Origin of the sequence: Brevibacillus migulae, assembly GCF_004521915.1 — a bacterium.
Taxonomy (GTDB): Bacteria; Bacillota; Bacilli; order Brevibacillales; family Brevibacillaceae; genus Brevibacillus_F; species Brevibacillus_F migulae.
The window spans coordinates 1-15,401 of record NZ_SDKD01000009.1 but is presented as its reverse complement, the minus strand read 5'-3'; the positions used below and the strand labels follow the sequence as shown (position 1 = coordinate 15,401).

The window sequence follows — 15,401 nt, the reverse complement described above, 5'->3', positions numbered from 1 at the left end:
CGTATTGAACCGCCATGCCGTGAAAAGCGACGTGGCGGTTCTTCATTTTGTTTTGGCCAAGCCGAGCGCAAGATGGTCCCACAAGATGTCTTCCACGATCTTGGCTTGACCATCCTCGCACGTCACGATCAGAATGACCTCCCCTTTTGGCCCGAGGTTCTTCTCACGTCGCAGCTTGCGATTCTTCATCCGATATTGAATCCAATTGATCAGCACACCCGTCACGAAACCGATGACCGCCCCGATGATCCCCCAGATGATCGGCCCCCATTTCCAGACAAATCCCTTGCTTGCCCCGATCGTACTGAACATAAAAGCTAAAATCATAGCTTTGTCGATCAAGGACATCCCGTCTGCCCGGTGCAAGCTGTCAATCAGCCTCGGCTGTTCTTTGCGCAGATCCAGCGGGACCGCGTAAATGTCGGTGATCCCTTTCGTCTCCAATTCGGAAATGGCGATTTCCAGTAAAGGAGTATATTCGAACGTAGCGAATATCTGCATTAGTCCGGGTTCCTCCCCATTGAAATCAACTTGCCCGCGGGCTGGTAGTTTTGCAGCAAAAAGTTCCGGAGATCATCTTCGAATAGTTTGTTGTTTTCCACAGAATTGATATAGGAATCGTAAATCGTGAAGAAATAAAAGGAAGGAACATACAAGAGCCATTGGGCCTCCAGAACCGAATTGGACGCTTTCAAATCTCCAATGATTAAATAATGAATAGCCAAAAGCAATTTGGAGTTGCCGATGAGAATGACGGTATTCGCCAGAATAAATACGGCCAGGATGATCCGATGAAGATACAATTGGCCGACACTAGGGATGGCCATGGACCAGACAGCTGCGAGCCAAGGCTTGCGTTTGTCGAGATAATTGATTTCAAATGCGCCGATGTCGAACTTGCTGTACGGGGCATTTTCCCTCTTTGCTAGAATATACGCCCTGTTTAAGTCGACCGTTGTCCGATAACTGTCCCATATCGCGAACAAGTAAACGGGGATGTACAAGGACATGTACGTAGGGTCCAACGCATCCCGTGCGGCTTGAAAATCTCCGTTGAAGGTGTGGATCATCGCCAAGTTGAGCTTGATCTTTTGATTGATATACATTTCCCAAATGATTAAGGCGTACCCGCGAAGATATTTATTTAACAGCAGGTGGCCAAAACCGGGGAAAGCCATCGACCAACCAGCTATGACATACGGATTCCGCAAATGGATCTGCGTGGTGCCCACCATGCTTACATGTGCGAGATACCGCCGGTTTCGTTCTGGATTGCGGAAATTGTTCATTTCATTCCCCTTTCGCACGCCGATTCGCTTGGGTTATTTTTCCCCGCCAGTTCCATACTTATCATCGTGAAAAATGTTTGGACGAAAATTTTTGTGATCAAGAAGTAAAAAAAGAACCGTCAAACGCGAATGTGCGAGCGTTTCGACGGTTCTTTCCCGTTCGTTTTATCCTTTTGGTTTGTTATACCCGCGCTCACCGTAGGGTTGCAGCTTCTCCAACCATTTTTCCTCCAATTTCTCCAGTTCATAGGCAGCGTCATAGTAGCCGGTTTCCTTCTTTTTCAGCACCTCCAAAACTTCAAAGCGAAAAGCATCTTCGCCGTACTCATTCCACTCCCTTTGCAGCTCTCGGTTGAGATGGCTGCCCATTTTCAGTTGAAATTCTTTTCCGTTTAACGTTTTTAAGTTTGGGGTGCTCGCGACAAACATCTTCTGATTGATGGTATTTACGATTCGGTAGACCCCAGCCTCGGTCTTGATGGTCTCTTTATATTGCAGCTTCAATTCTGTTTTGCGATCCATACAAAGTTTCCCTCCTGTCTATTCTGTGCGCCAATACATGCTGCCGTCTGCTTTCCGGTCCAGAAACCCATACTCGATGAGGTAGCGGCGGATGGTGACATGATCCTCGTACACGTCTTTCAAGATCTCATTTACGTCTTTCTCGGTATAAGTGGCATCCCGATCAAACCGTTTCGCGATTTCACGCAGTACGACCAGCTTCTGTTTTTGCTTCAAAGGAAATGCAGCCAAAGGGCCGTCCGTGCCTTCGGGGAAATATTTTTTCAGCAGCTTTTCGTTTTCTTCCAGCGTGACATTATAGCGTTCATCCACCATCCGGGCGGTCTTGTGCAGCTCCACAAAGGCAGGGGCATGCTTGTCTTTCTCTCTGAGCAGCTCCATCATTGCGAGGAACACTTTGGATTGACGTTCTTTTTCTTTTAATACAAAACGATGGTTGCGTATCGTGGAGGCGCTGCCGATTCCCAGCTCCTGCTGGACATCCTTGTCGCTTTTGCCTTGGTAAAAGAGGCGAAGCAGGCTGTTCTGGTGCTCGGTCAAGCCTGTCAGCTTTTTGTCCAATTGAATCAAATAGTCAAAAACGGATTGATGGGCATGCTCAATATGGCGCCTCATGTATCTTTGCGCATCGTAGAGCATATCATCATCCGGGTAAATGATGCCCTTCTCAGTCTGCTTGCCGCAGAGGAGGCAGAGAAAATGCTCGGATTCCTCAATATACCCTCTCTTCATCTCCTCCAGGGAAGCGTTCCAAAAACGTTCGGAGATATCCATGATATAAACACACCTTTTAATTGTTTGTTTTAATACAAACATTATCCGATATTGTCTATGTTAAAGTCAAGAAAAAAGGACCGCCATGATCTGGGGTCCTATAGAGGGCGAAAAACGAGTCGAGTTTCCCTCAATCTGTATCTTTTTGCTTTTTCCGCCGCGCATAAAATTCAGCAGCTTTCTGCCGATTCCCGCATGTCTCCATGCTGCACCAGCGTCTCTTCCCTGCTTTTGAAGTATCGAGAAAATGGAGGATGCATTCATCGTGCTCGCACTTGCGAATCCGATCGGGATGAACATGCTTCAGCGTATGGAGGATCGAGTGCAGGATATGGTAACGCACGTGATCAAACAGTGTGGCTCCCTGATGGATGAGTCCGATTTTTTCCGCAGAGGGGACAACGCTGACGATCACCCGAAGCTGCTCGGCTACCTTTTGCAATGAATCGATGGTGCGGGGGGAAAGCTTGCCTTGCTGTTCAATCTCGGTCATGACCATCTCACAGAGGTTGCGCAGCTCCTTCATGTCTTTCACTAATGATTGCATCGTCTCCGGGGTATCCAGAGCTTCGCTGTCACCGCTTCGCAAAAGGTGGTTTTCCACCAGCCATTCGTACGTTTTCTTATGATCGAGCAGGAGATCCTCCCGCTTTTTGTTGATGGTATTTAATAAGTTAATCCAGGTGGCTCCGCCTAATGTATAACGCGACTTGTCCATGATATCACCTCATTAACCATTATAACCGTTAAAAATGTATTTACAAGTTAGATAAGTTAATGTATGCTATAACCATTAAAACATTATTTTAAAGGTTAGCGAACGAGGTGGACTTGATGGGACAAATCGGTGAGCTCGCATTGCAGCAAAAGTTTGAAACGAATGGAATCCGCGTCGGGGAGAAAATAACCGATTTACTGCGCCGCTATTTGGAGACACTCGACTTCTTCTTTATCGCGACGGCAGACAAAGACGGTAACTGTGATTGCAGCTTCCGGGGAGGGCATCCTGCTGTAAAAGTGCTGGATGAAACCTCGCTAATCTTTCCGGATTATCCCGGAAACGGTGCGTTTCAAAGTCTGGGCAATATTCTGGAAAATCCGCATATTGGCATGCTGTTCATCGATTTTACCCATCAACAGCGCTTGCGCATTAACGGCAAAGCAGAGGTGCTTGATGATCCGCAGCTGTGTGCGCTTTTTCCGGGAGCGATCCAGGTCGTGAAAGTCGAGGTCGAGCAGGTGTATCGCAATTGCTCAGCGCGTATCCCGAAGCTGGCGAGAATTTGAAACCCTATTATGCGAAAAAGGTGGAGATGGAAATGGCAATGACAGCAGGAGTCAATCATGTAGGATTGAGCGTTACCGACTTGGCGGCATCCAAAGACTTTTTTGTAAACATCCTGGAATTTGACGTATTGCGATACGATGAAGGAGACCGCGCCTACATCACCGATGGCACCACGATGATTACCCTGTGGCAAACGGCAGAGCGGGAGGCGGATGTGAAAACGGCAGGCATGCACCATCTCGCTTTTCAGGTCGAATCGGTAGCGGTCTTGAGGGAGATCGAGGCACGCATGAAGCAAAAAAACGTACGCCTGCAATTTGACGGGATTGGGGTCAGAGGTCAAGAAGGGGGAAACATCGCGCTGTTCTGCTATGAGCCAAGCGGGATTCGCATCGAGCTTGCTACATCCGAAAAGGATCTGGCCGGGGAGATCCCGATCATTGGCGGCTGCGGTGTGGTGGATTAAAAGGGTTGCGGGATTGTCCGATCACTGGACAACCCCGTTTTTCTTTTGATGCCACCGTTTACCGCCAATACATCACCGAATCTTTTGACTCCTTCACCGCATTCGGATCCGCCTGCTGCGCATAGCCTGTTTCCTTTTTATGCTCTTCCGGACTCATGGGACGGTAGCCTTCCAGATCGTTATTCTGGTAGACCGCTTCCATATCCGTATCCCCTTTGCGTGCATCCATGTGATATCCCTCCTTTTTCTGCAAGCTTCTGGTAGTATCTCACTTGAAAAAGCGCGTATGCACAGACACTTCCCGCATTGACCAATGGATTTCCAATCGATATCATACTTATTAAAGAAACCTTGGAAGGGAGAGTGCCCACATGAAGAAAAGATCGCTTCTGTCGTTGCCAAAAGGCGTGGGCTACTCGACCGCTGTTTTCTTTGCTGCTGCTAATCACGGGATCAGTCTGTCCAAATATGGAGAGGAAAGCGACTCGTCTACCGTAGATTAGCCGTGTTATGGCACATGCCGGACATAACACCACGGGTCGCTGCCTGTGGTGTGGAATGGATAGATAGACATGACACCACAGGAAGCCGCTGTGGTGTCTTTTTTTTCCGCATTCGTGCAGTCAAGTTTTCTAATCGAAAAGGGAGGGAACAACGATGATGTTACAGGGAAAAAAGGTAGATGTGCGGTTTCTGGAACCGACCGATGCAGAGGCATTGCTGGAGCTGCATCGCAAAAACCGCGATTTTTTCCGCCAATTCATTACCACTCGCGAGGACTCGTTCTATACCATTGAACAGCAAGTAAACCTTATCGCGACAAGCAAAGAAAAAAGGGAGCAGGATCAGCAATACGTCTTTGGCATTTTTGCCAAAGGAACGAACCGGCTCATTGGCCAGGCAGCCTTGACGGAGGTGCTGCGGGGCCCGTTGCAAAGCTGTTATATCGGATATTTCCTCGATCAGGAGTGGAACGGAAAAGGTTGTATGACAGAGGCAGTGCAGCTGGTGGTCGAGTATGCGTTTCGCGAGCTAAAGCTGCATCGCATCGAGGCGGGTGTGATGCCCCACAATATCGCATCCATCCGTGTGCTCGAAAAAGCGGGATTTCAGAAGGAAGGCATTGCCCGCAAAAACGTCCATATCAACGGCAGGTGGGAGGATCATCAAGTGCTGGCCATCATCAACGAGGACGATTGATCAGCTCTCCGTTTCCTATATAATTGGGAAAGACAAGGAGAGAGGGGAAAATCGAGTATGGAAATCCGCATGCCGACCACAGAAGAAATGGAAACGATCCGAAAGCTGTCCCCGCAAGCGATGAAGGAAGGAACGATGGGAAGTGTCCTTCCTACCGATGAAAAGGTAAAACAAATGGTGGAGCCCTTGCTGGAAAAGGGTGGGTACTATTTGGCTGCAATCGACGATGGAAATGTAGCGGGGTGGGTATTGCTCGGCCCAAGCAAAGATTCCTTTACGGATGCGATGCTCGGGTTTATTTATGAGTTGTATGTCTGCGCTGATTATCGAGGAAGGGGCATTTCCCGACAGTTGATGCAGAGCGGCATCGAGCAGTTAAAGCAAGCGGGATATGAGGAAATTCGCTTGAATGTCTTTATCGAAAACGATGCGGCTATCCATTTGTATCGCCAATTGGGCTTTACCGAACGAAATATCACGATGAGCGTAAAAAGCTAGAGAAATGAAACGAGTGGAGGTCACCCAACGATGACAGAGATTGAAAAGGTCCATCAACGAGCCGGTAAGCTGGTTGAGCATGTAGCGACTATGGAGGAAGGGCTCCGACAGATCACGCAGGACGCCTTGCAGTTTACCGAGCATTACGAGGAGGAAGAGGTAGCCGCGATCGTGCGTCAGATCGCGGCAAACTATCCGCAATTCGAGGCGTGGCTGACGAGATTGCTGGAAGAAGAAGCGATGCCGGCGGAGATTGTCGCGGTGAATTTCGGTCTCTTTGAAGAAGAGGACGGCATCCGCTTATACATATCCGGCTCCCGGGCGTTTGATGAGGAGGACTTCGACTGGGCAGCCAATAACGACTATTTCCCGGATGGCCGTTACGCTGATATCGACGCGTACCATTCCTTTCAGGACATCCTGGAAAGCGATTTTGCATTCGGACTCTACCTGGCTCTCGCAACCTCCGTCCTGTACGTTCTGACGTTTGCTCGCCAGCATCAGGAGCTGCTGCTCACTGGGAAAGATGCGCTTCATTTGACCACAGGCTTTGATGACGGCGGATTGCTTTATATGGGCAAGGTGAGTAAATCGGGGGTGCAGCTCCCGCATGCAGGAAAATAAATTCCCGCCCTGTATCATCAATCTGTTATCCACATGATATGTAGCGATTGCATCCGCTGCTCCGTATATACTCATAGCCTCACAAGATTGGAAAAGATTGGGGCATGTATGAAAAGGAGTGAACTCTTTTGGCGGATGCAACGCAATGGGGGAGAAAGGAACTAGGGCTCCTGGGCGGCTCGCTGCTTGCAGGAATCTTGTTTGACTTTTTGTTTTACGGAAAGGAACTTGGGGTCTCGTACCCGCTTTTCGTGCTGGCCATCTACGGGCTTTTATGCTGGCAGCTTCGCCAGTACGGCAAGCTGCAGGTAACCTTCGAATGGCTGCTAACGGTACCGATTGCTTTGCTCTCTTTGACATTTTTCTGGTATTCCAACGGGTTGTTTCATTTCCTCAACTTCCTGCTGGTTCCGTTTTTATTCGTGGTGCAGAGTTTCCTCGTCGCGAAACGCAATAAACGGGACTGGTACAAAATCGGCTTTGTGGCTGAAGTGCTGGAGCTGGTGTTTTACTACACGATCAAGCATGTGCGGATTCCTTTTTCCTTTGTGAAAAATTGGATTAAGGCGAATACGGACAAGCGAAAGTATGGGGTCGCGATAAAAGTATTGATCGGTCTGGGCATTTCCCTGCCGCTGCTGCTGGTCGTGCTTTCGCTGTTATCCGAAGCCGACAGTGTATTCGGGTACTTTTTAAGCGAAATTCCGCGCATGCTCTTTGATCTGGAAATCATGGAAGTCTCCTTCCGCGGGATCTTGATCGGGGTGGTTTCGATTGGCACATTTGCGTACCTGTGGTCATTGCTGGCTCCGCGCGAAGAATCCGTAGAGATTCCCAATCCCGTGCCGCAGGAGGAAAAGCAGCGGTGGGACGGCATTATTCTTGTGACGATCTTAGTGGTGATCAACCTGGTGTATGCTGCTTTTACGATCATTCAAATCTCGTATTTGTTCAGCGGGGCACAGACTGTGCTGCCAGATGACATGACCTATGCAGAATATGCCCGAAAAGGGTTTAACGAGCTGGTGATGGTGACGATCATCAATTTCCTGATCCTGCTCATGTTTATGCACCTGACTTCGAAGGAGCAGCCGCGGGTATACCGGATGGTGCAAATCCTGCTGAGTCTCTTGACGGTTTGCACCGGATTCATGCTGTTTTCCGCGTATTTTCGCCTTTCGCTGTACGAGGAGGCGTATGGGTACACAGTGTCTCGATTGCTGGCGCATGCATTCATGCTGTTTTTGCTTGTGCTGTTTGGCATTGCGCTGGTAAAAATTTGGCGCGAGGGCATCTCGCTGATCAAGAATTACGCGCTAACGGGAATAGCAGCTTATTTGCTTTTGAACTACATCAATATCGATGCCATCATCGCGAAAAATAATATCAGCCGCTATGAGGAAACGGGAAAAATCGATGCGGATTATTTGACTCATCTGTCCTATGATGCGGTCCCCTATCTGGTGCCGTTGCTTGAAGATCGAGGGGTGGCTGAAATCATCAAGTACGGCTTGGATGAGATGCGCGAAGAGATGGACGATGACGATTCGTGGCAGTCCTTTAACTGGTCAAAATACAGGGCCAAGCAGCTTCTCGATAGCAATCGCTAGTCGTATCGCCAGTATTTTATGGTAAGATGGGATCATTCAATGCATCTGCAATCATGCGGGAAGAGGAGACGATTGACTGATGGCACATTTCGCGGCAATTTTGTACATGCAAGACGAGACCAAGAATCAAACGGTGCGCCCTGATCACTTGGCCTATCTGGAAGAGCTCAACGCGCAAGGCAAAATTTTCGCCAAAGGACCATTTTTGGATGGTGCGGGAGGCATGGTGATCTACATAGCGGATTCCTTGGAAGAGGCAAAGGAAATGGCGGAAAAAGATCCTTACGTTACTCAAGGTGTCCGCAGACTTGAGCTGCATGAGTGGAAAATCTAACCGAATATCATTACCCGGGAAAAGAGCGTGGACAAGTGCCACGCTCCTTTTTTCATTACAGCGGATCAAGCGCCCGGTTCCAAAAACGCAGCTCCAATGATCCCTGCATCATCCTCTAGCTGTGCCACCTGCAGATCGATCTTGCCGCGCAATTGGGGATAGAGCCGTTCATCCACCGCTCGATGCAGCTGCTCCCAAAACAGATGTCTGGATTTCATCACACCGCCCCCCAGGATGATGGTATCCGGATCGAGGATGTGAACGAGATTGGCGATCCCGGTAGCGAGGTTGGCAACAAATTGTTCGATCGCTTCCTTCGCCTGGGCATTGCCTTCCTGCTCGAGCTGGAACAAGCTTTTGCGCTGGTCAATCTGCTGCGCTTGCCGGTTCAACGCGGTGCCGCTGGCGAGTGTCTCCCAAGAGCCTTGGTTTAGCATCGGGTGGGCAGGGCCGTCGGGACGGATGATCATGTTGCCCACCTCTCCTGCGCAAAAATGCGCCCCCTGTATGATATTGCCATTGTATACAAAGCCTCCGCCGATTCCTGTGCTGATCGTCACGTAAAAGACGCTGCGCTTGCCTTTTCCGGCTCCAAACAGCGCTTCACCCAAGGCTGCCGCATTGGCGTCGTTGTCCAGTGTGACCGGAATGTCAAAAGTCGCGGCCAGCTTTCCTTTCAGATCAATTCGATCCCATCCCGGCAGATTCGGCGGGCTCAAAATGATCCCTGCTTTCGCATCCAGCGGCCCTGGGCATGCCAGTCCGATATGTGTGACCGGATATTCCTGCATGAGCGAGCCAATCATTTGCTGAAGATTTCGAATCACAAAATCAGGGCCCTTTTCGGCGAACGTCTTCATGGCCACCCGCTTGACGATCTGCCCCGCTTGATCGACGACAGCGGCACGCAGATTGGTGCCGCCGATATCCACACCAATGCGATAGCTTTCAGCCGCTTCCGGTTCTTTTCCGGGATGGGTGAGAAACAGCTCGAGCTCTCCTTCCACGACGATCCCCTCGCAACCGTGGGGAATCAGCACACTTTTCCCGGCGGTCAGCTCATAGGCCTGCTCGCCATGGTGCAGCTTGCCGTATCCTGCGACGACTGTCATGAGCGCATAGGGAGAGCGTGTGTCCAATTGCGTTTCACCACGCACCTCCCAGCGTGAAAGCTGGAATAATCGATTGCTCGTCAATATTTCCTGTGTAGAAGACGGATGGCGGATGGTTCGCCGTTGATAGCTTACCTCGTGATGCGGCACATTGGTCACGTCTATGCATTTCTCCAGATGCAGCTCCCGCAGATTTCCCTGGGCATCCCGTCGATCGTAATCATACAGGCGATAAGTCGAATCCGAGCTTTGCTGCACCTCCAAGAGAATAGTCCCTTTGCCGATCGCATGCACAGTGCCGCTGGGGACAAACAGGAAATCTCCTCGTTGAATCTTTCTTTGCTGCAGCAAAGCTGTCCAGTCACCAGCCGCAATCAATCGTTCCATTTCATCCGATACGGCAGCGTTATGCCCAAATACCAGGCGCGAATCAGGGGCGCAGTCAAGGATGTACCAGCATTCGGTCTTTCCATAGGGCCTACCTTCCAATCGCTGCGCCTGTTCATCATTGGGATGCACCTGGATGGATAAGTCCTCCCGAGCGTCAATGATTTTGATCAAGAGGGGGAATTCAGGCTCATCGGGATTGCCAAAAAGTTCGGGCCGTTCACGCCATAATTGACTGAGCGTCATTCCCCGGCAGTCGCCGTTTTCCACCAGATTGTCACCGTCTGGCAGGGCAGCTACGGCCCAAGCTTCGCCAATGTTAGGCTGCGCAAAAGAATAGCCAAACCGCCGGAGAGCCTCTCCGCCCCAGAGCCTTTCTTTGCATACAGGTGTGAGAAAAATGGGATATGCAGACATAGCGAAAACCTCCTTCACGAATTCGAGTTCACAAATAAGTATATAATTTTTAATTCAAAAGTATAGACATTTAAAATCAAATGTATATGATATAAGTGTAAGCGCTTCACTCGATAGGGAGTATTGGAAACCAGTTATTCAAGCGAGGGGGAGGAGTTACCATGAAAAAGATCTTATTGGCATGCAGTTCGGGAATGTCGACTAGTCTGTTGGTTGAAAAAATGAAGGCACACGCGCGCAGCATCGGAGAGGAAGCGGAAATTTGGGCGGTGGGCCAGGAGCAGGCGAAGCAGGAGATGGCGAAGGCGGACGTCGTGTTGATCGGCCCGCAAATGAGCTTTTTGAAAGGCGATTTGCAAAAGGAAGCGGCGAAATACGGGATCTCCGTCGAGGTCATCAATATGGTCGCGTACGGCATGGCGGATGGGAAAGCGGCTTATGAACAAGCGATTTCGCTGATGGGAGGTACACGATGAGTCAAGTTCTCACGGAGGAACAGCTTTCTTTTCAGCTGATTTTGCACAGCGGCAATGCGCGAAGCAAAATCATGCAAGCGTTGGAAGCGTTTAAACAAGGGCAGATGGGTGATTATGAAGTGTTGTTTGCTGGAGCGGAAGAAGATCTGCGGCAGGCTCATGAGTTTCATTTTCAGATGATTCAAAATGAAGCCCAGGGAAATGAAAACAAACTGTCGCTGCTGTTGATCCATGCGGAAGACCATCTCATGTCAACATTGACCATGAAGGATATCGTCAAAGGTTTGCTTGAGATTGTACAGCTGAAATGCGTGTAGGAAAACAAGAGAGGGATGATTGCCATGAAGCAGTCTGCTTTTGATCGATTTAGTGAAATTTTACTCCCGATTGCTGGGAAATTGAATAACAATCGATATTTGTCCGTTTTGCGCGATGCGTTCATGCTGAGCTTTCCGTTGACGATCTTCGGGTCGATCGTGGTCGTCTTGACCAACCTGCCTTTCTTGGATCAGTTGATGAGCGAAGGCAGCCTGCAAGCGTTTCGCGACGCCTTGGGAATTGCTCCGAATGCCACGATGGGAATCTTGACGGTATTCATTGTATTCGGGATTGGCTATTATCTTTCGCGAAGCTATCAGGTAGAAGCGATTTTTGGCGGGGCGATCGCCCTTACCTCGTTTCTCATGCTGACACCGTTTTTGCTGACGACCGAGAATGGGCAAACGGTTACAGGGGTGATTCCGCTAGATCGGCTTGGAGCCAAAGGGATGTTTCTCGGCATGATCTCCGCGTTTTTGGCGGCGGAAATTTATCGATGGGCGGTACAGAAGAACTTTACGATCAAGATGCCGGATGGCGTTCCGCCAGCAGTCGCGCGCTCCTTTTCTGCATTGATTCCGGCTACCTTGACGCTGACTGTTTTCTTGCTGATCAACATCCTGGTCACGCAAGCTTTCCATACGAATTTGCATGACCTCATCTATCGGGTGGTACAGGTTCCGCTCGTCGGTTTGGGCAGCGGCATTATTCCGACCTTGATTGCGATTTTCTTCATTCAGATTCTTTGGTTCTTTGGGCTACATGGTCAAATAATCGTGAACTCGGTGATGGACCCCATCTGGAATACATTGTCGCTGGAAAATCTAAACGCCTACACAGCCGGTGGACAAGTGCCGCATGTGGTGACCAAGCAATTTATCGATACGTTCACGGTCGGCATGGGTGGCACGGGGATGACGCTTGCCGTAGTGATCGCCATGCTGTGGTTCATGCGCAGCAAGCAAATCAAGCAGGTGGGCAAGCTGGCCATTGGTCCCGGCATATTTAACGTAAACGAACCGGTTGTGTTTGGCTTTCCGATCGTGATGAACCCGATGATCGCCATTCCGTGGATCGTGTCGCCGATGGTTGTCACCCTCGTCACTTATTATGCGATGAAGATGGGATTGGTACCTCCTCCGACCGGTGTGACGGTTCCGTGGACGGTTCCGATTTTTCTCAACGGGATGATGGCCACCAACTCGCTGGCCGGGGGAATCCTGCAGCTCGTCAACTTTGCGATCGTGCTGGTGATCTGGTTCCCGTTCCTGAAGGTAATCGACCGCATGAATGTGAAAAAAGAACAAGATGCTACTCAGCAGCAAGAGATTGCGCAATAAGGGAGATGATCATGTGAAGCAAGATAGCCAAGTTCAGTACCGCTTTCCTGCTGACTTTTGGTGGGGGTCGGCTGCTTCCGCCACACAGACGGAGGGAGCTGCGGATCGGGACGGAAAAGGGAAAAACATCTGGGACTATTGGTACGAGCTGGAGCCCCACCGCTTTCATGGCGGCGTAGGGCCAGCCGATACATCAAAGTTTTACGACCGCTATGAGGAAGACATTCGTCTGATGAAGGAGCTGGGGCACAATTCGTTTCGCTTTTCGATTTCGTGGGCCAGATTGTTTCCGCAGGGGCATGGCGAGATCAATGAAAAAGCGGTTCATTTCTATAATAAGGTGATCGATCAATTGCTTGCAAACGGTATTCAACCGTTTGTCAATCTGTATCACTTTGACATGCCGCTGGCGCTGCAGGAAAAAGGGGGATGGGAGAGCCGCTTCGTGGTGGATTGCTTTGCGGAGTATGCTTCGACTGCATTTCGTTTGTTTGGAGACCGGGTCAAGAAGTGGTTTACTCACAATGAGCCGATCGTGCCGGTCGAGGGCGGCTATTTGTACAACTTCCATTATCCAAATCTTTGCGACTTTCAAAAGGCGGTCCAGGTCGGCTTTCATACGATATTGTCCAGCGCCAAGGCGATCAAGGCTTATCGTGAACTGGGGCAGGATGGTCAGATAGGGATCATACTCAACCTGACTCCGTCCTATCCGCGCAGCAATCATCCGGCCGATCTGGAGGCTTCCCGGATTGCGGATGCCTTTTTTAACCGTTCATTCTTGGACCCTTCGGTAAAAGGGACATTCCCTCCGGATCTGGTTGAGCTATTGCGGAGCGTCAATCATCTGCCGATTATCGAGGAAGGGGATCTGGAGCTGATCAAAGCCAATACGATCGATCTGTTGGGGATTAATTACTACCAACCGCGGCGTGTGAAGGCTCGCGAATCGGTGCCGAATCCCCAAGCTCCTTTGCTGCCGGAGCACTTTTTCGATTTCTATGAAATGCCCGGACGAAAGATGAACCCGTACCGTGGATGGGAAATTTACGAGAAAGGCATCTACGATATCTTGATCAATGTGAAAGAAAACTACGATAACATCCCTTGCTATATTTCTGAAAATGGCATGGGGGTTGAACACGAGGAACGGTTCCTCGATGAGCAAGGCATGATTCAGGATGATTACCGGATCGATTTCATCAAGGGCCACTTGAAGGAGGTCCACCGGGCGCTTCAAGAAGGGGTCAACGTTAAGGGGTATCATCTCTGGACCTTTATGGATAACTGGTCCTGGCTGAATGCGTATAAAAACAGATATGGATTCGTCTCGGTGGATCTGGCCAGTGATGCCAAACGCACAGTGAAGAAAAGCGGTTATTGGTTTAAAGAAATGGTCGATAAGCAAGGCTTTTAGCCGGAGAAGAAAAAGATGGTCGGAATGGCCATCTTTTTCAGCTTGGGAAGAGACATGAGTCTGCGATTGGCTGTGCAGTCATAGGGATTCCATATTATAATGGAAAAGCAGATATGTGCGTACGGAAAATCGTTTTCAAAAGGAACTGGAGATAAAGCAAAAATGACAACGACTAAGTATCAAGCTATCGCCAACGAAATGAGAAATCGCATACGCAACGAATACTATCCGACCGATCAGCCGATTCCCGACGAGCTGACGCTGGCTGAGGAATTCTCCTGTAGTCGGATGACGATGAAAAAGGCGCTCGAAGTGCTGGTCATGGAGGGGCTGCTTCACCGCAAGCGCGGCCACGGCACCTTTATTTTGAAATCAGCCTTGCAAAAGCAGCTGGTGCATGTGCTGGAAAAGGAAACGATCGGGTTGACGGAAACGGCGAAGGGAAAGAAAGTGACCAGCCATATCGTCGAATTCAGCGTGGAATTTCCGAATGAAGTGGTGGCGAACTACTTGGCCATCGAGAGTACGGATCCCGTTTACAAAATCATTCGGGTCCGTTATGTCGAAGGGGAGCCTTATGTAATTGAGAAGACGTATATGCCCGTACAGAGGATCCCCGGTATCAATGAAGAAGTGTTGCATGGATCCGTCTATCAACATATCAAAGGGAAACTCGGGCTGACGATTGCTACTACGCATAAAATGATTCGCGCCGATAAGCCAAATGAGTTGGATCAGAAGTATTTGAATTGCAAAAAGGACGACCCTGTTTTGGAAGTAGAACAAATCGTATTTCTTGGCAGCGGCCAGCCATTTGAGTATTCCTTTGCGCGGCATCGGTACGATAAATTTGTGTTCACTACTCTCAATATTAAAAAGTAGCGGGAAGTAATGTTTTAAAGTGAACAGGTTTCAGGAATGGGGCGGTTCCCGGGGATGGAGCGGGGATGCCCTCTTTTTCTTTATCATGAGTGCATAGTGAGATGCTGATTGAGTTTCCAAATATTTATCTTGATTTCACACGTGGAGATGTGATAGATTTTATTTCGGCCCGATAAACAGGGTGGCAGCTTACTATCAAATGATGACGGCGAACAATTTTTGTCATTGTTTAAGATTTAAGAGTTGCTAAAAATTTTCACTTGAAATGAATTGTTCTGATGTGCTATAGTTAGTTTCGGCTCAGATGAGGCTAAGAAATTACGAGTCAGTTCAAAAAACCGATAATTACCACTTGATTTTATAAGAGTGTTCGTGATATATTGGTTTTCCGCCCATCTGGTGCGGTGGTGAAAATGTTCTTTGAAAACTGAACAGCAAAGCGTGAAA

The 15,401-nt window shown here is 49.3% G+C and carries 20 protein-coding genes; 13 read left to right on the top strand and 7 right to left on the bottom strand.

The annotated features are described in order from the left end of the window. Positions 1-42: 42 nt before the first annotated feature. The 5 genes from EIZ37_RS11935 to EIZ37_RS11915 all read right to left on the bottom strand — a co-directional run bounded on the left by EIZ37_RS11935 (position 43) and on the right by EIZ37_RS11915 (position 3,303). On the bottom strand, positions 43-501 hold the full coding sequence (locus tag EIZ37_RS11935) for a hypothetical protein (RefSeq protein ID WP_134684844.1): 459 nt from the start codon (positions 499-501) through the stop codon (positions 43-45). Next, positions 501-1,289, bottom strand: a complete 789-nt coding sequence (locus tag EIZ37_RS11930; RefSeq protein WP_134684843.1) for a hypothetical protein — start codon at positions 1,287-1,289, stop codon at positions 501-503. Before EIZ37_RS11930 ends, EIZ37_RS11935 begins: the two co-directional genes overlap by 1 nt. A 165-nt stretch (positions 1,290-1,454) precedes the next feature. Continuing rightward, the gene (locus EIZ37_RS11925) at positions 1,455-1,811 is read right to left on the bottom strand and encodes a GIY-YIG nuclease family protein (RefSeq protein ID WP_134684842.1); all 357 of its coding nucleotides are present in this window, start codon (positions 1,809-1,811) and stop codon (positions 1,455-1,457) included. 18 nt (positions 1,812-1,829) lie between these two features. Then, positions 1,830-2,585, bottom strand: coding sequence for a DUF2087 domain-containing protein (locus EIZ37_RS11920; RefSeq protein WP_134684841.1), 756 nt, complete (start codon positions 2,583-2,585; stop codon positions 1,830-1,832). A 130-nt stretch (positions 2,586-2,715) separates the two neighbouring features. Continuing rightward, the gene (locus tag EIZ37_RS11915) at positions 2,716-3,303 is read right to left on the bottom strand and encodes a CGNR zinc finger domain-containing protein (RefSeq protein ID WP_167568813.1); all 588 of its coding nucleotides are present in this window, start codon (positions 3,301-3,303) and stop codon (positions 2,716-2,718) included. 116 nt (positions 3,304-3,419) lie between these two features. On the opposite strand from EIZ37_RS11915, the gene EIZ37_RS11910 reads away from it, so the two are divergent. After that, positions 3,420-3,872, top strand: a complete 453-nt coding sequence (locus EIZ37_RS11910) for a pyridoxamine 5'-phosphate oxidase family protein (RefSeq protein WP_134684840.1) — start codon at positions 3,420-3,422, stop codon at positions 3,870-3,872. Positions 3,873-3,904: 32 nt separating this feature from the next. After that, complete coding sequence (locus EIZ37_RS11905; protein ID WP_167568811.1) at positions 3,905-4,339, top strand: VOC family protein; 435 nt, start codon at positions 3,905-3,907, stop codon at positions 4,337-4,339. A gap of 58 nt (positions 4,340-4,397) precedes the next feature. On the opposite strand, the gene EIZ37_RS25925 is transcribed toward EIZ37_RS11905, so the two are convergent. Further along, complete coding sequence (locus EIZ37_RS25925; protein WP_167568809.1) at positions 4,398-4,568, bottom strand: hypothetical protein; 171 nt, start codon at positions 4,566-4,568, stop codon at positions 4,398-4,400. A 142-nt stretch (positions 4,569-4,710) separates the two neighbouring features. On the opposite strand from EIZ37_RS25925, the gene EIZ37_RS26545 reads away from it, so the two are divergent. The 6 genes from EIZ37_RS26545 to EIZ37_RS11880 all read left to right on the top strand — a co-directional run bounded on the left by EIZ37_RS26545 (position 4,711) and on the right by EIZ37_RS11880 (position 8,605). Continuing rightward, a complete protein-coding gene (locus EIZ37_RS26545) occupies positions 4,711-4,842 on the top strand; it encodes a hypothetical protein (RefSeq protein ID WP_268898745.1) in 132 nt (43 codons plus the stop codon). Positions 4,843-4,999: 157 nt separating this feature from the next. After that, positions 5,000-5,539: a GNAT family N-acetyltransferase gene (locus EIZ37_RS11900; RefSeq protein ID WP_205683825.1), complete on the top strand. Its 540-nt coding sequence runs from the start codon at positions 5,000-5,002 to the stop codon at positions 5,537-5,539. A gap of 57 nt (positions 5,540-5,596) precedes the next feature. Continuing rightward, the gene (locus tag EIZ37_RS11895) at positions 5,597-6,037 is read left to right on the top strand and encodes a GNAT family N-acetyltransferase (RefSeq protein ID WP_134684837.1); all 441 of its coding nucleotides are present in this window, start codon (positions 5,597-5,599) and stop codon (positions 6,035-6,037) included. Positions 6,038-6,067: 30 nt separating this feature from the next. Then, the gene (locus EIZ37_RS11890) at positions 6,068-6,661 is read left to right on the top strand and encodes a hypothetical protein (protein ID WP_134684836.1); all 594 of its coding nucleotides are present in this window, start codon (positions 6,068-6,070) and stop codon (positions 6,659-6,661) included. Between the two features lie 128 nt (positions 6,662-6,789). Then, positions 6,790-8,271, top strand: a complete 1,482-nt coding sequence (locus EIZ37_RS11885; protein ID WP_134684835.1) for a DUF4153 domain-containing protein — start codon at positions 6,790-6,792, stop codon at positions 8,269-8,271. Positions 8,272-8,350: 79 nt separating this feature from the next. Beyond that, entirely contained in the window at positions 8,351-8,605 is a 255-nt protein-coding gene (locus tag EIZ37_RS11880; RefSeq protein WP_134684834.1) for a YciI family protein, read from the top strand. 65 nt (positions 8,606-8,670) lie between these two features. Here the strand turns inward: EIZ37_RS11880 and manA are convergent, their stop codons facing one another. Beyond that, the gene (manA, locus tag EIZ37_RS11875) at positions 8,671-10,521 is read right to left on the bottom strand and encodes a mannose-6-phosphate isomerase, class I (RefSeq protein ID WP_134684833.1); all 1,851 of its coding nucleotides are present in this window, start codon (positions 10,519-10,521) and stop codon (positions 8,671-8,673) included. A gap of 161 nt (positions 10,522-10,682) precedes the next feature. On the opposite strand from manA, the gene EIZ37_RS11870 reads away from it, so the two are divergent. The 5 genes from EIZ37_RS11870 (at position 10,683) to EIZ37_RS11850 (ending at position 14,954) form a co-directional block, all read left to right on the top strand. Further along, on the top strand, positions 10,683-10,997 hold the full coding sequence (locus tag EIZ37_RS11870) for a PTS sugar transporter subunit IIB (protein WP_134684832.1): 315 nt from the start codon (positions 10,683-10,685) through the stop codon (positions 10,995-10,997). Then, positions 10,994-11,314, top strand: a complete 321-nt coding sequence (locus tag EIZ37_RS11865; RefSeq protein WP_134684831.1) for a PTS lactose/cellobiose transporter subunit IIA — start codon at positions 10,994-10,996, stop codon at positions 11,312-11,314. Before EIZ37_RS11870 ends, EIZ37_RS11865 begins: the two co-directional genes overlap by 4 nt. A gap of 24 nt (positions 11,315-11,338) precedes the next feature. Further along, positions 11,339-12,655: a PTS cellobiose transporter subunit IIC gene (gene celB, locus EIZ37_RS11860; RefSeq protein ID WP_134684830.1), complete on the top strand. Its 1,317-nt coding sequence runs from the start codon at positions 11,339-11,341 to the stop codon at positions 12,653-12,655. 13 nt (positions 12,656-12,668) lie between these two features. Beyond that, positions 12,669-14,072, top strand: coding sequence for a glycoside hydrolase family 1 protein (locus EIZ37_RS11855; RefSeq protein ID WP_235827971.1), 1,404 nt, complete (start codon positions 12,669-12,671; stop codon positions 14,070-14,072). 162 nt (positions 14,073-14,234) lie between these two features. Beyond that, positions 14,235-14,954 carry a GntR family transcriptional regulator gene (locus EIZ37_RS11850; RefSeq protein WP_134684828.1) on the top strand — a complete coding sequence of 240 codons (720 nt, stop codon included), beginning with the start codon at positions 14,235-14,237 and terminating at the stop codon, positions 14,952-14,954. Positions 14,955-15,401: the final 447 nt, after the last annotated feature.

Coding starts and splice junctions, on each gene's coding strand:
- EIZ37_RS11935 (WP_134684844.1), bottom strand. CDS start 501: ATGCAGATATTCGCTACGTTCGAATATACTCCTTTACTGGAAATCGCC.
- EIZ37_RS11930 (WP_134684843.1), bottom strand. CDS start 1,289: ATGAACAATTTCCGCAATCCAGAACGAAACCGGCGGTATCTCGCACAT.
- EIZ37_RS11925 (WP_134684842.1), bottom strand. CDS start 1,811: ATGGATCGCAAAACAGAATTGAAGCTGCAATATAAAGAGACCATCAAG.
- EIZ37_RS11920 (WP_134684841.1), bottom strand. CDS start 2,585: ATGGATATCTCCGAACGTTTTTGGAACGCTTCCCTGGAGGAGATGAAG.
- EIZ37_RS11915 (WP_167568813.1), bottom strand. CDS start 3,303: ATGGACAAGTCGCGTTATACATTAGGCGGAGCCACCTGGATTAACTTA.
- EIZ37_RS11910 (WP_134684840.1), top strand. CDS start 3,420: ATGGGACAAATCGGTGAGCTCGCATTGCAGCAAAAGTTTGAAACGAAT.
- EIZ37_RS11905 (WP_167568811.1), top strand. CDS start 3,905: ATGGCAATGACAGCAGGAGTCAATCATGTAGGATTGAGCGTTACCGAC.
- EIZ37_RS25925 (WP_167568809.1), bottom strand. CDS start 4,568: ATGGATGCACGCAAAGGGGATACGGATATGGAAGCGGTCTACCAGAAT.
- EIZ37_RS26545 (WP_268898745.1), top strand. CDS start 4,711: ATGAAGAAAAGATCGCTTCTGTCGTTGCCAAAAGGCGTGGGCTACTCG.
- EIZ37_RS11900 (WP_205683825.1), top strand. CDS start 5,000: ATGTTACAGGGAAAAAAGGTAGATGTGCGGTTTCTGGAACCGACCGAT.
- EIZ37_RS11895 (WP_134684837.1), top strand. CDS start 5,597: ATGGAAATCCGCATGCCGACCACAGAAGAAATGGAAACGATCCGAAAG.
- EIZ37_RS11890 (WP_134684836.1), top strand. CDS start 6,068: ATGACAGAGATTGAAAAGGTCCATCAACGAGCCGGTAAGCTGGTTGAG.
- EIZ37_RS11880 (WP_134684834.1), top strand. CDS start 8,351: ATGGCACATTTCGCGGCAATTTTGTACATGCAAGACGAGACCAAGAAT.
- manA (WP_134684833.1), bottom strand. CDS start 10,521: ATGTCTGCATATCCCATTTTTCTCACACCTGTATGCAAAGAAAGGCTC.
- EIZ37_RS11870 (WP_134684832.1), top strand. CDS start 10,683: ATGAAAAAGATCTTATTGGCATGCAGTTCGGGAATGTCGACTAGTCTG.
- EIZ37_RS11865 (WP_134684831.1), top strand. CDS start 10,994: ATGAGTCAAGTTCTCACGGAGGAACAGCTTTCTTTTCAGCTGATTTTG.
- celB (WP_134684830.1), top strand. CDS start 11,339: ATGAAGCAGTCTGCTTTTGATCGATTTAGTGAAATTTTACTCCCGATT.
- EIZ37_RS11850 (WP_134684828.1), top strand. CDS start 14,235: ATGACAACGACTAAGTATCAAGCTATCGCCAACGAAATGAGAAATCGC.